We start from the raw sequence: 13,942 nt of genomic DNA on the forward strand, positions 1-13,942 counted from the left end.
TATCACTCCTCTTAATCAAATCGGACTATTGATTATTGTTGTTGGTTTTTGCACTGGCCTTGCTACATATTCTGCAAGCATTGCCAGAGAGTCTGGCCCATCATCATGTGGCGGCTTAACTTTGACTGTATATGTAACCACATTTTCCATGAACAAACCATAGTCTGATTTTGGCGTATATAAACTTGGGTCTAAAAATATACAGTGTTTTTTAATCCAATCAGAATTGACTAATATTTTGGTTTCTTTGTTCGCTTGTGTTCTCTCAGGCTCGATCTGTGCTCGACATTTTCCATCTATCAATTTTTGAACATTATGCGCGACTCTGCCTCCTGCACTATTTGATTCAAACCTTATCTTATGGGGATTGTGTCGAATCAAAATATTAGCGGATTTCATATCCAATGTGTCATAATCTGTTGTGTCATCAAATACTACATCCGGTATAAAAAAATCTTCTCCAAATTGATATGCAATCGGTAAAGATTCAAAATCCGCTCCTGTATCCTTTGTATCGCACACCGCCCATATAGCATCAGGCGTCCGCTCTGGCATAATAATAAACTCTGTCTGCTTTTCCGGTACTTGCTCCCGATTGAAGAAAAAGCGGCGCAGTTCATCTGTAGGAAATAGTAATCCCTCTCGCTCAATCGGCTGTTGCTGATACAGGCATTTAAAGGATAGATCATCCATAGATTCCTTAGCGTCCATGAAGTATTTCTTTGAAAATCCATTCACCGCAAACATGAAGTTACTCTCGCCATCTTCGTTCAAAGCCGGAACCGCAATAAATCTGGCTTTGGGATTTCCTTCATATAGCTGTTGTAGTTTTCCAATCGGGTCATGGACAGACCATCTTGTGGCAATATAGATTTCTTTACACCCTTCAAGTCGTCTGGAACGAAGATCATTCACAACCTTTGTCCAAAGTGTTTCCAGGCGTGACTTGTTCAGTGCTTCTTCAATTCCAGATACCAAGTCATCTGCTGTCAAAAAACGATTACATCTTGTGGCTCCCGTCAACGAACCATCTATGGAACGAAAAGTCCATGTTTTAAATCGCCCATTCCTTTCGAGGTTTACTGTGGTTTCCTTAGCATTTGTTCCAGTCAGCTTTACATTAGGAAATATTTCATGCCATGTATACTCTACCGGGTCATTTATAATTTCCAATACGCCATCATAAAGGGAACGGGTCAAAATGCTACTATGCGCTGAGGATAGGTTAAAATCATTTGGGAACCATCCACCAACAAGGGATAAGAAAAAATCTTCCAGAGTTGATTTACCACAACCCGGTGGAACGCTCAAAGCAAAAATATCAAGTTTATCATCCATCAAATCCTGTAATGACTGGATAATTTGGTGCTTTATAAAAACCTCTCGGCGCGGCTCATAAAATCGTTCCTTGGGAACTCTATTTTTTTCCAGATATAGAAGTCCGCTATCCACTTGATAATTTTGAGCTTCCAACAATAACAATTTATAGTACAAATCATTAAACTTTCCGCTTCCCGTCTGCCCTGCTACATAGTCAGCCATCTTGTGTGTGTACTGGCTGATCTTCATAGCATAATCACGAATTTCTTTATCCTCAAAACCTAAATCTTGCTTCATATTCAAAAGAAGCTGCCAGCTATCTATTTGGTTTTGGTATTGTGTCATGTCGTCTTTTAAGATTTCCGAAAAAATTTTTTTGTACCATTCAAGCGTTCCTTCTCGCAAAACAAAAGAGCCTCCTTCCCTACTTAGTAAGAAATTTGGCTCTCAAATGGCTCTCATTTTACTATTTCATCTTATTTTACTTAACTTCTATTTCTATTTACATAGAAGATTTTGCTTGTTTTACATTTTTTCATCTCGATTCTGTGAATATAAAAATTTTTCAATCTCCGCTTACGCTTGGCTGCTACTCAAAATATGAACAAAGATATCCATATCGAGATATTGAAAGTTCTTGCGAACATTTCTTACTGCTTCTCTGTATATGCTTTCGCCCTGAGTAAATACAGATACTACTCACAAGTTCTTGTACACTCCACAGTCGTCAATTCCCGACTAGCCATCGGTACATACCTGCAAATGCTTGTTTATGCTACTTTGTAGGATGTGGCATCTCTTAAATTAAGACTTGCATTATAATCTCTATCTGCATGATATCCACATTCGCACACATATTCTCTGTCAGAAAGTTTTAAGTCTTTCCTGATACAACCACATTCATGGCAAAGTTTACTGGATGGATACCATCTGTCTACAATTCTCAATTCAATTCCATATTCTTTGCATTTTGCTTCCAATTTCACTCTAAATTCATAAAATTTTTGTGATGCAACAGCCTTCGAAAGATGCCTGTTCTTCATCATACCTGATACATTCAAATCTTCAACAGCGATATAAGATGGTTTGGTTTTCACAATCTCAGCTATTGTTTTATTGATGTAGTCAGTGCGGATATTGTCTATCCTGCAATAAAGCCTTTTCACCTTTAATATTTGTTTTTGAATATTTTCTCTGGAAGACTCTCCTTTCTTATTATTCTTCTTTAAACTTTCGTATTTCCTAGAAAGACACCGTTGTTCTCGTTTTAGTTGTTTTTCTAATTTTTTTACCTTATTTGTTTTATTGATGTTTTTCTTTACAAGCCCATTGCTTATAACCGCAAAATTTTTAACACCAAGGTCAATTCCAAATCCAAAATCTTGTAATTGTAGTCTTTCTCTTTCTGGTTGCTCAACCAAGACTGATACATAATATCGTCCAGCTCTACAAGAAACAGTACCACTCTTGATAATGTAAGTATTTGAATCCCAAGGAATATATCCCTTTTCTTTTAATCTAACCCATCCGAGTGTCGATATTTTGATTCGGTGTCTTTCGCATGTTATTATTGTCTGAGAATTTGTTTTCACAAAATACATTTTTACATCCGATTTTCCTTTCTTCTTGAATTTAGGAAAACCGGACTGTCCTTTGAAGAATCTCTTAAAAGATCTTTCGGAATTCATAATGCTTTGTTTTACCGATTTTGTGCTAACCTCTTTTATCCATACATACTCTGGATTCTCTTTTAAATAAACATTATTTAGCCATTTTGAGAACTCCATTCCAGATACAAATTTCTTCTCTTTTTCATAAACTTCTTTGTTGCGGGCAAGATAAAAGTTGTATACAAAACGGCAAGTGCCAATTGTTTTATTGATTTTATGTATTTGTTCCATAGTTGGATTGATTTCCGTCTTGTAACTCTTTAGCATCCTTTCTTGGTCTCCCTTATCTTCTTCATTCATTAAACCACATTCCTTTTAGAATACTACTTTCAACTGCTTGTAGTATATCATATTTAAAACTGAATTGCAAGTAGTTGAAAGATATGATATAATTATCAAATCAAAGGAGGATTCTATATGCAAGAAAATCGTGGTTTAAAAAATCGCATAGCAATATCTAACGCTATTGATAAAGAACTATATTCTCGTTTAAAATCTTATTCGGAAGAAACATCTATTCCCATAAGCAAATTACTTGATAAAGCTATTGATATGTATTTAAAGTCCGTTGGAAAATAACGGGCTTTTATCTTTTCCTCCCAACTTGTAAGAAATCCTTACAGGTTCATTCACTCACATACAATGTTCCATCTGCGTTCAATCTTGGCGTGATGCCTTCAGATGTTGAAATGTACCATACTCCCGTTTCTTCATCTTTAAATGTATATACAAAGCAAGAACCATCATTTAATATGCCATACCAAGATGTGTTTTCTTGGTTTTCTAGTCTATTTCCTTTTATGCACCCCGTCAATCCAAAGCAGATTGCCAAAATCAGTACAATTCCTATCACTTTCTTGTTCATACATTCACCTCAAAAATCTCCCGGCAATTTGATCCCTTGCACTTAAACTTCTGCCCTGTGATATGCGCTCCGGGCGTTAATGGAAAGTTCTTCTTTCCGCAGAAAGGACAACAAATATAATCTTTTCCAGTTTTATAATCCCTCTGTATGTACGCCTGTCCGTTATGAGGTAATGGTCTATTCATAAATTGTTCAAAACTATCGCTTCCCACCATTTCATGTGTCATACCATCTATAATTTCAGTCATGCTCATACTTCTGCTTTCTCTCCTTTTTTTCACGTTTATAAGTCTTCTGCCGCTTCATTCTTTTGCACTGATTGCAATTATTCCGATTTTTACAATCCCAGCAATTATCGCTATCCCACCAATACCATCTTGCTGGCTGTGGCCTTGGTTTACGTTTTGCTTTTCCCATTTATTTTCTTCTCCACTCGTCTATAATTACACAAAACCTGTTTTGCAAATCTTCCTCCGTTCAATGTTTGATATGTAATTAGAATTTCTTTTTGACAGTTTCTCAAATCACTATGTTGTATGTAACACTGATTAATAACCGGCGACACCATCTAATTCTCCTCATTTATCTCTTTAAATATCGCCCCACCGTAGCGATAGTGAGGCGGCTTGGCGTAATGAAATGAGTGCTGTCTACAACAATGCACCCGATCTGGCAGGGGAGAATCGAACTCCCCATTTCTGTCCCCGGAAGCCATCCCCTTGAATGGCTTCTATTTACCAAGTATTATTAGCCTGCGGATGAGCGTTTCGTCCATTGAAACCTCTGCCAGAACCTTTGAAAGAAAATAAACAAATTTCCTCAGATTGCAGTTCTAAGGAATGGATAGGTGGGATTTGATACCCACACGCACACCCCGAATCTAATATAACCCCTTAGTATAATTCAGGGTTACTGCTATGGCCTTTTTGACTGCCCTGCAGTCGGCTTACGCTGTTCTCCCTATGTATGCTTGCCCTTAGCGTCTACTTCCGCCACTATCCATGCCCATTTTTGTCCACAAGGGCTGTGTGGGGCTAATCAACATCTGGCATTTGCCTGTCTGTGCGGCCACGTACCGAACTTTGAATGTTGAATCAGAACTATGCGTACAACGAAACAGCAATCCACGCAATTCATAAAATGGAATACAAATCAATCCTCACGTTTCATGCCATTTGTACATTGCCGCAACCGGAATGGCCGGATTTGAACCGACGATCTCCTAATCCCAAATTAGGCGCGTTACCAAACTACGCTACATCCCGGAACCGACAAGGTAAGAAAAGTTGGCTTTTACTCGGATTTCTTTTCAAACGATGCCGGTATATAATATCGCCTATCACGGTTATGCAATCCGCAGACTGCATAGGTTGATTTTCACCTCAAACGCATATTTTATCATCATCTGCGTCGAATGCTCCTTGTGCACTTGGTACATGAGCTAAAACCAGTAATCGTCATACGAAAACCGGATTCCTTTTCTGCACTTGGCAGATAGATTAAAGACTGAGCATGATAAAATACCCCCGCACTTTACCGAAAAACATATCTCCTGGTGGCCAAACCCATTTGATATTTTCCCTCCAGGCAACATTATACGCGCCTTAGTTCCTGGATCTCAGTCTTATCAGCAACCATTCACGGCTTATTGCGCCGCCGATGTACCGGCCATCTGAATTGCTGTAATTTACGTATAGAGCACTAGTTTCTGTTTGCCATTCCGCGAATTGGTATCTGCACAAGTCTCCATACGAAAGCCGATAATCGGACTCGAACCAATAGCATCTACATTACAAGTGTAGCGTTCTACCATTGAACTATATCGGCGTATTCCCTTATAAAACCACCATGCAATTAACGTGTCGCAGGTACCACAGACTTACGGCGTTTTGCATCTCATACTTCCGGGAATCTTCCAGAATCACCGACTACTGCTCCTCACGACCTTTGGTCTTATCTCTCTAGAAAAGTTTTTTCACAGGATTTCGTAGCAGGTATACCCATCCTGCTAAGTGGTAAAATCGAGACGGGCGGATTCGAACCGCCGTCTTCTGTACATAGTTGTATCCGGCTTTCAGTGCTCTGCCAATTTAGCTACGTCTCGTGGTTCCTACCATAGCCGCTGCCGTACCTGACAGCCAAAGGGTACTAGCTATGGCGGAATGGATCATGTAGGACTCGAACCTACGACCTTCTGCTTATGAGGCAACGGCTCTCACCATCTGAGCTAATGATCCGTAACGGGATTTCTCCCGTTTTTGCATTATTTATCGTGCTGCTTTAGGCACCATGCGGTATTTAGAATCGTATCGCCTTACCGCCAATCTACACGCTGTTCTTTTATTTTACGTCCTCAAACAGTAGTCGGACAAAACCACCCGGAGCATTTGAATCTCCTTTTGTCACAGCCTTGCGCCGTAGGTGGTGGAGAAAGTTTCTATGCCAAAATCAGAAACCAACTGGGCTAGCTGGATTCGAACCAGCGTAAAGAGCGTTCCTTCTCTTCCGGGGTCAAAGCCCGGTGCCTTAACCGCTTGGCGATAGCCCAAAATAAGCCTTATATCCACATTAGAGCAATACTCGCTATATAACTGAAAAACATTATTCCGAATCCTAAAATAGAGGCTTTATTATCTTCCCAGGACAATCCATTCATAAAATATATCAGGCAAAAAACCATTAAAACATCAATGAATGATATTAAATACCTAAACCACATATCTTGCACCTAATCCTTTTTTACTGTCACGCTGAAAATACTCTTCAAAATGCAAATTATCAACCATATTCCTGTAGCAATCGCCCAACTGAACTTCCACCCAAAACACATAGTAATCAGTTTTATAATCCCGCAGGTAACGATCCAGCTTATTCCATACAACACTACTAAAAGTCCAATTACTACTACTGCTATAATTCCACCCTGCTTAATTTTTTCTTTCATATCATTCCTCCCCTATAATCCTGTTTAAAATAATTTCCGGCATTTTATCAATATATGTACCTTCTGGAATTTCATTTAATGCACTATATATGCTCGCCGAGAATGCTCTATAAAGATCTTCGTGTTCCAGAAGTTCTTCTCTAAGGATTCGGCAAGCATTCTGGATTGTAAAAGGAGTATCCAAGAAATTTACATCTGCCTGTCCTTCAAAATCAATACCGCTCATTTGCTCAATATTTAATGTGACGCTAGGAATCTCCAGCGGATTTATCTGAAAATCAAGGTGTGTGATTTTTTCAATCTGCTTTCCATCTACAAATACTCTATGTATGTGTTTATCATTCTTATCCTGCTCAATCTTCACGTTTGCTAACATTACGTCTCATCCACTTCCTTTTCAACTTTTACCGAACAATATGTACGTTTTCTATCCTGTGCTATAATTTGGCAACCACACATCGGACAATCAAAGGAATCAAACAAGCTCTCCTCATTATTTGCTCCAAAAGCCGTTGCAAGTCTGATTTTCCCATTATCCCAGCAAATATAATGCCTCTCTTTTACTGGCGGAAATTCTGTTCCGCAAATTTTACATTTTAACATTTCAATCCTCCAAATTCCTACAAATCTCAATAACAACATCGCCTTTTTCAAATTTTCTCATTTCCCTATCTCCTTCCAAATCACGCAAATATTTGGCTATACTTTATAAATCTTAGTCCTTCCACATTTAGAGCACATTTTCATAATTATATATCCCCTGCTATCTTTTACTGAGTTTATCCTTTTCCATTCATGTTTACAAAAAATCGTCTTTAAAGGATTTTTTAATTTAAACTTCTCTCGCATAAAAACTATCAATCCTCTTTATCGGACAGAAGTAAACGACAGAATCCTTTTTATACAAAATAAGATATTTGCCTTTGATCTCTGCTCTGTCCGCACAAATAGTCATTCCTGTATTTTCTCCCGTGTCGTCCAATAGCTTTTTAAACCAAATCACATATTTTGTTTCAACTGGTTTTATTATCATTTCCCCGACCATTTAGCATTTCCTCACCAAGCATTACACGAATTAGATCGTTCATATCATCTATTTCTTTTGCCCCAATCTTTGTTCTTGAAATACATAACTTATGAAACCCATGTTCTTCCCATCTTGCATAACCCGTAAATATGTAGTAATCAAATGGGAGTCTTTGGAATAATCCTGAATAACTTAAAGTTTCTGATACACATATCAAACGAGCGTTTTTTGTTTTTATTGACATAGCACGTTTATTAATATCAAAAATTATCCCTTTCTCAAATAAATCATTTGCCAAGTCATTCAGAAATTGATTACATTCTTTGAATGTGTCTGCTGCAAAAAGAATATTTTTTATTCTGCCTTTATCCATGTTATCAACCCCATTTACATCACCTGCGTTTTTCTTTTAATGACTTCTCCGCTTCCTCCACTGTGTCAAACCAATTTATTACATCTGTACAAAACTTTGTATTTCTTCCGAGATAAGATTCTGTAACAACCATTGTTTTCCATCCAGACACATAATCTTCCAGAAACACATTTACAACTTTATGTTCTATTACTTTTCCATACATAATTGACGCTTCATATAAAACATCTCCAACTTGGATTTTAAATTTCTCTTTCCTCATAATTTTCCTCCTATACAATCCATCTATTCAACTGCTTTGCCACCGTCCAGATTTATTTCTATCAATTTTCCGATCGTGACGGCTGAGATACATTTCATCATAACTCCTCTAACTCTATTTTCAGTTCTGCAATTTTATCTGATATATAGTTTTGAATTAATACTACAAGTTCTGGATAATCTTTTAAATATAACTCTTCTTTCTCTGCCACTAACCATACTGTGCTATTCGAAATAAACATTCGTCCAAAATAGTCAAGTTTATCCAATTTAAATCTGATCTCATTTGCCTTTTCCAACTGTTCAATCGTCATACTATTTCACCCTTTATCACTCTTCCAATTTACCACCATTATTTTCGCCTTTTTCGTATTTATCACAATATTTGCCATCCTTTGTACAGAATACACATTCATTCGCTTGGCAATACCAGCACTCTCCAAATCCAGTTGGAACAACGATTAAGTCCGAGTAATTCTTACATGTTTCACATTTTTTCAAAGTCTATCACCTCCTGCTCTGCCGCCAGTTCCCGCTTATCGTTCTTGTGCGTCCGATTTCCTAGACACCAATCACATGTTCCATGATTTCGGCAGCCTTTAGCTATAGATTTTGCTCCAGTATACGGTTTGCGATGTTCTTTGCCTGACTTGATAGATTTGTTAAGGCTCATGGTTGCTCTCCAATTTTAAATAATCTATCAAGCCACTTTGAAGCTATTTCATTCGCCCGATCTGCTGTCATATTTGGTACAGAATCATAAATCATCATTGCAAGATTAGATTCCCAAACATCATATATTTCGCCTTTTATATCTCTTGTTTTTCTCATTTCTTTTTGCATAATTTTAAAAGCAAGTGCAAATGGGTTTTTCAAATCTTCTGTTTTAAAGACAACTTTTGTCTCTCTTGGCTCTATTGGATCACAATCTTCGCAATGTCGAACTAAGATAAAATGTTCCGGAGAATGACACTCACATTCAAATGGGTATCTAAAATAAGTTCTCTCAAGTGGTACATTATCTTTTCCACAGCATTCACATCTTCCAACTTCAATTTCCCCACACATTATTTTCCTCCATTTCCGGGAACGCATATTCACTCATGGCATTGTCTGCAAATCGTATCTGTGCTGGCTCTACCTCATGGATTGTGCCGTCCTCGTATTCAACAAGGGCAAACGTGGCCGAAATCTGTCCCGCATGATAACCGCCATAACACAGTGGCTCTTCAACAAGTTCAGACCGGAAATTCCAACAGTGAAATAACGCTTTTATATTCTTTTCTGGTTCAATCACCTTATCATACACATTCAGCTCATCGCCTCTCTTACGATAATTCTGCCGTTTTTCTGGAATATGTACGATACACGGTCTGAATTCTCTTTCGATTATGATTTTTCCGTCTAATGCTGACATATTTTCACCTCAATCATAAGTGTCTAAATGGCGTTGCAATAATATCAAGTATCTGCAATATCAGCAGAGGTACAAAAGCTACAATCACTCTCAGGACATATAAAACATCTCTCTTGTTTGGTGTCTCTGGATGCTTTGTTATGCAATGCACAATCCATCGAACCTCTCTCCACCACTCAATCAGCACCTGATTATACCAATGTCCTTTTAGAACGAATTCTTTTCCGCATTTATCGCAATGGAATGATAATTTTGAAATTTCTAGAATCATATCTACCTCAAATCTGAATCGCCTGATAGCGGTCACTGTTCAGGACGGAATACATCATTTCAACCGGTGTCTTATCCACGCAACCGATCAGGTTTTTAAATGTGCTTACGGACTGTCCAGAAACAAGCTGCACACCCTTTCGGTTCTTATCTGCCAGAAATACATCATGCCTGCTATTAACATTCCAGAAAACTACATTCGGGATTTTATACCCATGTTCCTTATATACTCTGGAAACATAATCGTAGAAATTCTCTCTATGTTTCTGGTTTGTGCAGCAATCAATCTCCATATCTGAAATGATAATGAGAGATTTCGGCATTTCTTCCTGTGAACAATGATTTTCAATCGCCACATCCAGAATCTTCATCAGGGCAGCTTCAAGGTCTGTATTCATCTGCCAACTTGCTCTTGAAATGAAGTTGATTTTTTGAGTTATGGTATTTCCTTTTATCTCCACGAACTTCGGGCGACCAGAGAATGTCATAAACAGATTATGGTATGCACCTTTGTTTCGCTCTGCGAAGTACATTGCCAGTCCAATAGAGGTTGCCATCGGTCTGCCATACATGGAGCCTGACACATCCGCCATAACCACTGCGTTTACATCTCCATCAACGTAGTTTGGCAGATTATCCCATTGAGCCTCCAGAACCTTGCTATTCTCACTGTGATACAAAATTTTCTCAACAATGTCATACGGATAAAGAGTGGCTGCATTGATTTTCTGTTCGCCAGAGGAAACTTTGTTTATATATTCTTCAAAACGTTCCTGATCGTGACGAGCAAATGCCTTTCGGTAATTCATCATTGCCCTGGATGGAACCGCCGGATAATTAATGGTATCCCACTGGCGGGCCGACATGCGCTGCTCCACAACATCAATATGCTTTCTCAGGCGATTACAAAGACGTTTATAGTCATATACGGACATTCCTAACTTCTTTGCCGTATAAATTCCCAGTTTCCGAGTGTTCGGGCTAGAAGCATCAGCCTTTTTGAGCCATTTAGCGAGAAGGGAAGACGACTCTTCATTCTTCATCAATACTTTATCTTTTAAAAGTTGATACTTTACATCATCCCACATATTATCCTCTAATTTCGTTCCGACGAGAGAATAAACGTCGTCCCAGCGTCCGTATTCTGGTATTTTATCTATGTTCTTTCTTAATTCTTCTGTATGCTTATTTGCTATGTATGTCAAAAGAACACGGAACACACGGCGCTCGCCTAAACCTCCATGAATGTCTCTGGCATAGAACAGGCAACGCATAGCGCCTAACGAGTCTTCCTGAAATGCCAGCTCAAATTTCTTGACAATCTCATCCTCTGATCTGGTACGCATGGCACCGATAGTCGCAAACATATCCAGCAAAGCAGAATCCGTAGTATTCTTTGCGTCTGCTCCGTTCTCGGTCTTTGTCCACTTGCTTTCTTCTCTCATTACATCTGAAAAATTCATAAAAATCTCCTTTCATTACGCCAATTTCCCTTGACCACTAGGGCATATCCTCCACGGATACGATTGGAGTTGAACCAATATGCTTTTTTAAGCGAATAAATTGCTGTTTGGCGTTACATAGGTTTTTAGTTGTTTTTACAGTACGCATATTTCACGGAATCGAACCGTATTTTCTTTGTTTTGCATACAAATCATTTGCCATTAAGTCATTGCTGTTGCTGCGTACCTCTGTTTTTTACAGTTCTCAAAATATAAATAGATTGCCCTACCAGCTGGGCGACATTCCATTTCAGGAATGATTGGACTTGAACCAATGACACATCTTCATTCTGCTGTATGAGAACCAAAACGGGAACAGAAGGACTTGAACCTTCGACAACATGATTAACAGTCATGTGCTCTCCTGGCTGAGCTATATTCCCAAACATTTCCTGTTTTTTCGCTTTTATAATCCCAAATTATACGCTTAATAGATTGCAGTTCAGGAAACATAATACATTACGCCATAGGTTTTATGATTAGGGGTCATATCCAAAATTGCGGTTGACGTAACTCGTTTTTTGTTTTTGGAATTTTTTCGGATTGCCCGATTTTATCTTTTGTGGAATTATTCACCCGAATGGGCTTTATCTTTTGTAAGTGAATTAGAATTTATCTGATGTGTTTGCCGGTAGGCGAAAATTGTGGTAAAATTTTATGACACTATTTCGATAGGACAGCCGAATCGCTGTTCAATTTCTTCCAGAGTAACTTTTCTTGGTTTAGGAAGCCGTGTTTCAGTCTTAATGTTACCTCCATCAACTGTTTTCGCAAAAGCGGAACCGGAATACTCATTGTCATTTTCATCTGCATAAATTCTAAGTATACTATACCCATGCGCTCGACAGAATCTAGTTGAACGATCTAAAATCTCTTTGAGTTCCCTATTTTCATCACCGAATGCGTCTGCATAGTCAATAACTGCTTCATTTGCCGATATATTCTCTGGAAATGATACCGCCTTATATGGAAAGCCTGTGAATTTAAAAATTCGGTTTCCAATTAAAGCGGCAATGCCTTTCGGAAGATGATAGCCTTGCGCTACTGCAATTCTCAATAGCCTATTACTCTGTTCATCGGACTCAGTTCTGAAATATTTATTTGATAAATCAATCATTATTCGCTTCCTCCCGTTCTTTAATAATTTTGTCAAGTGTCGGTCTTGATACACCAATATTTACTGCAAATTGAAACTTTGTAATTTCTCCATTTCTGTATCTTACAAGATTTTCAGTAAATAATTGCTCGTCAATCCTTTTCGATTTTCCCCCTTTGTATTTCCCCTGTGTTTTCGCAATGGCGATACCCTCACGCTGTCTACGTTTTATGTTGTCACGCTCTTTTGCAGAAACATAAGATAATATCTGGAGTACCAAATCTGCTATAAAGGTTCCGTCCAAATCTCTTGAAATTGTTGTATTAAGGAGCGGCATATCTTGAACAATTACATCTGCCTTGATCTCTTTTGTGATAATCCTCCATTGTTCAAGAATTTCCTCGTAGTTTCTTCCAAGCCTGTCTATTGAATGAAGTACAAGGACATCTCCATGTTTTAGGCTAGAAATCATTTTCTTGTACTCTGGACGGTTGAAGTCTTTTCCTGACTGCTTATCTATATATATTTTCTCCACGCCTTCTTCCTGCATAGCTTTAATCTGCCTTGCCACATTCTGGTCTGCTGCTGATACTCTGACATAGCCAATCTTCATAAAAACATCTCCTTTAAGTTTATTTCAACTACTTTCAATTATATCATTTTTGAAAATAAAATCAAGTATTTATTGAAATAAATTGAAAGATATAATATACTTTTTTCAAAAGGAGGTGTATCTTATGACTACAAACAGAGGTCTTAAAAACAGAACCGCTATATCTACTGCCATTGACAAGGAATTGTATCAAAAACTAAAGGATTATTCTGATAAAACTGGAATACCATTAAGCAAATTATTTGATAAAGCTATTGCAATGTATCTTGAGTCTGTTGATAAATAACAGGCTCTTTTTTATTTTTCGGGAAAAATGGAATCCAGTATTCTTAAAACGGTCTTTTTTCTTTTTGGGGCGGATTTAGAGGTCATTTGGGCGGTGCGGCTGATCTGTTTTAGACCCCGTCCCATCTGTCAAGCTGTCAATGCTCCCCTCTGCCGTATTCTTTAGCACTATTTTTATTGTCATATTGCACAAAAATAAATCAATATCTAACTGTAAAATCAAAGTGTACCCTGTTTTTACATTGTAACAATCAATATATAGCATTATAAATCTGATTTAAACTATATATTGTGTTACA

At 38.0% G+C, this 13,942-nt stretch carries 20 protein-coding genes and 6 tRNA genes; 2 read left to right on the top strand and 24 right to left on the bottom strand.

What is annotated here, in order from left to right; translation table 11 throughout:
• Positions 1-15: 15 nt before the first annotated feature.
• Together BLHYD_RS11360 and BLHYD_RS11365 are read right to left on the bottom strand one after the other, a co-directional pair.
• Complete coding sequence (locus BLHYD_RS11360) at positions 16-1,725, bottom strand: hypothetical protein (RefSeq protein WP_005948849.1); 1,710 nt, start codon at positions 1,723-1,725, stop codon at positions 16-18.
• Between the two features lie 365 nt (positions 1,726-2,090).
• Positions 2,091-3,290, bottom strand: coding sequence for an RNA-guided endonuclease InsQ/TnpB family protein (locus BLHYD_RS11365; RefSeq protein WP_005948848.1), 1,200 nt, complete (start codon positions 3,288-3,290; stop codon positions 2,091-2,093).
• A 117-nt stretch (positions 3,291-3,407) separates the two neighbouring features.
• Between BLHYD_RS11365 and BLHYD_RS11370 the strand changes: the two genes are divergently transcribed.
• On the top strand, positions 3,408-3,569 hold the full coding sequence (locus tag BLHYD_RS11370; RefSeq protein WP_081447137.1) for a ribbon-helix-helix domain-containing protein: 162 nt from the start codon (positions 3,408-3,410) through the stop codon (positions 3,567-3,569).
• A 46-nt stretch (positions 3,570-3,615) separates the two neighbouring features.
• On the opposite strand, the gene BLHYD_RS11375 is transcribed toward BLHYD_RS11370, so the two are convergent.
• The 22 genes from BLHYD_RS11375 to BLHYD_RS11480 form a co-directional block, all read right to left on the bottom strand.
• The gene (locus BLHYD_RS11375; RefSeq protein WP_005948846.1) at positions 3,616-3,855 is read right to left on the bottom strand and encodes a hypothetical protein; all 240 of its coding nucleotides are present in this window, start codon (positions 3,853-3,855) and stop codon (positions 3,616-3,618) included.
• Positions 3,852-4,136: a hypothetical protein gene (locus tag BLHYD_RS11380; RefSeq protein WP_207643104.1), complete on the bottom strand. Its 285-nt coding sequence runs from the start codon at positions 4,134-4,136 to the stop codon at positions 3,852-3,854. Before BLHYD_RS11380 ends, BLHYD_RS11375 begins: the two co-directional genes overlap by 4 nt.
• Before the next feature lie 910 nt (positions 4,137-5,046).
• Positions 5,047-5,120 (bottom strand) — tRNA-Pro (locus BLHYD_RS11385).
• Positions 5,121-5,610: 490 nt separating this feature from the next.
• A tRNA-Thr gene (locus BLHYD_RS11390) sits at positions 5,611-5,682 on the bottom strand.
• Positions 5,683-5,876: 194 nt separating this feature from the next.
• Positions 5,877-5,959 (bottom strand) — tRNA-OTHER (locus tag BLHYD_RS11395).
• 59 nt (positions 5,960-6,018) lie between these two features.
• Positions 6,019-6,092: transfer RNA gene (locus BLHYD_RS11400), tRNA-Ile, on the bottom strand.
• 222 nt (positions 6,093-6,314) lie between these two features.
• Positions 6,315-6,403: transfer RNA gene (locus tag BLHYD_RS11405), tRNA-Gln, on the bottom strand.
• A gap of 180 nt (positions 6,404-6,583) precedes the next feature.
• Complete coding sequence (locus BLHYD_RS11410) at positions 6,584-6,799, bottom strand: hypothetical protein (RefSeq protein WP_005948829.1); 216 nt, start codon at positions 6,797-6,799, stop codon at positions 6,584-6,586.
• Between the two features lies 1 nt (position 6,800).
• Positions 6,801-7,175, bottom strand: a complete 375-nt coding sequence (locus BLHYD_RS11415) for a hypothetical protein (RefSeq protein ID WP_005948827.1) — start codon at positions 7,173-7,175, stop codon at positions 6,801-6,803.
• Positions 7,175-7,402 (bottom strand): hypothetical protein, encoded by a 228-nt coding sequence (locus tag BLHYD_RS11420; RefSeq protein ID WP_040350625.1) that lies wholly within the window; start codon positions 7,400-7,402, stop codon positions 7,175-7,177. Before BLHYD_RS11420 ends, BLHYD_RS11415 begins: the two co-directional genes overlap by 1 nt.
• A gap of 410 nt (positions 7,403-7,812) precedes the next feature.
• On the bottom strand, positions 7,813-8,199 hold the full coding sequence (locus BLHYD_RS11425; protein ID WP_005948821.1) for a hypothetical protein: 387 nt from the start codon (positions 8,197-8,199) through the stop codon (positions 7,813-7,815).
• A 19-nt stretch (positions 8,200-8,218) separates the two neighbouring features.
• Positions 8,219-8,461: a hypothetical protein gene (locus BLHYD_RS11430; RefSeq protein ID WP_005948819.1), complete on the bottom strand. Its 243-nt coding sequence runs from the start codon at positions 8,459-8,461 to the stop codon at positions 8,219-8,221.
• A gap of 97 nt (positions 8,462-8,558) precedes the next feature.
• Positions 8,559-8,774 (bottom strand): hypothetical protein, encoded by a 216-nt coding sequence (locus BLHYD_RS11435; RefSeq protein WP_005948817.1) that lies wholly within the window; start codon positions 8,772-8,774, stop codon positions 8,559-8,561.
• Positions 8,775-8,790: 16 nt separating this feature from the next.
• A complete protein-coding gene (locus BLHYD_RS11440; protein WP_155799559.1) occupies positions 8,791-8,961 on the bottom strand; it encodes a hypothetical protein in 171 nt (56 codons plus the stop codon).
• Positions 8,948-9,133, bottom strand: coding sequence for a hypothetical protein (locus BLHYD_RS11445; RefSeq protein ID WP_005948814.1), 186 nt, complete (start codon positions 9,131-9,133; stop codon positions 8,948-8,950). Before BLHYD_RS11445 ends, BLHYD_RS11440 begins: the two co-directional genes overlap by 14 nt.
• On the bottom strand, positions 9,130-9,528 hold the full coding sequence (locus BLHYD_RS11450) for a hypothetical protein (protein ID WP_005948812.1): 399 nt from the start codon (positions 9,526-9,528) through the stop codon (positions 9,130-9,132). The genes BLHYD_RS11445 and BLHYD_RS11450 overlap by 4 nt, the downstream gene beginning before the upstream one ends.
• Positions 9,512-9,877, bottom strand: a complete 366-nt coding sequence (locus BLHYD_RS11455; RefSeq protein ID WP_005948811.1) for a hypothetical protein — start codon at positions 9,875-9,877, stop codon at positions 9,512-9,514. The genes BLHYD_RS11450 and BLHYD_RS11455 overlap by 17 nt, the downstream gene beginning before the upstream one ends.
• Before the next feature lie 13 nt (positions 9,878-9,890).
• Positions 9,891-10,148: a hypothetical protein gene (locus tag BLHYD_RS11460; protein ID WP_005948810.1), complete on the bottom strand. Its 258-nt coding sequence runs from the start codon at positions 10,146-10,148 to the stop codon at positions 9,891-9,893.
• Positions 10,149-10,155: 7 nt separating this feature from the next.
• A complete protein-coding gene (locus BLHYD_RS11465; protein ID WP_005948809.1) occupies positions 10,156-11,610 on the bottom strand; it encodes a DUF2828 family protein in 1,455 nt (484 codons plus the stop codon).
• A gap of 349 nt (positions 11,611-11,959) precedes the next feature.
• A tRNA-Asn gene (locus BLHYD_RS11470) sits at positions 11,960-12,032 on the bottom strand.
• Positions 12,033-12,304: 272 nt separating this feature from the next.
• Positions 12,305-12,766 (bottom strand): hypothetical protein, encoded by a 462-nt coding sequence (locus BLHYD_RS11475; RefSeq protein ID WP_005948808.1) that lies wholly within the window; start codon positions 12,764-12,766, stop codon positions 12,305-12,307.
• Positions 12,759-13,358, bottom strand: coding sequence for a recombinase family protein (locus tag BLHYD_RS11480; protein ID WP_005948807.1), 600 nt, complete (start codon positions 13,356-13,358; stop codon positions 12,759-12,761). Before BLHYD_RS11480 ends, BLHYD_RS11475 begins: the two co-directional genes overlap by 8 nt.
• Positions 13,359-13,482: 124 nt before the next feature.
• Here BLHYD_RS11480 and BLHYD_RS11485 point away from each other — a divergent pair, with 124 nt between their 5' ends.
• Positions 13,483-13,644, top strand: a complete 162-nt coding sequence (locus BLHYD_RS11485) for a ribbon-helix-helix domain-containing protein (RefSeq protein ID WP_081447136.1) — start codon at positions 13,483-13,485, stop codon at positions 13,642-13,644.
• The last annotated feature ends 298 nt before the right edge of the window (positions 13,645-13,942 follow it).

The sequence above is a fragment of the Blautia hydrogenotrophica DSM 10507 genome (assembly GCF_034356035.1).
GTDB lineage: Bacteria > Bacillota > Clostridia > Lachnospirales > Lachnospiraceae > Blautia_A > Blautia_A hydrogenotrophica.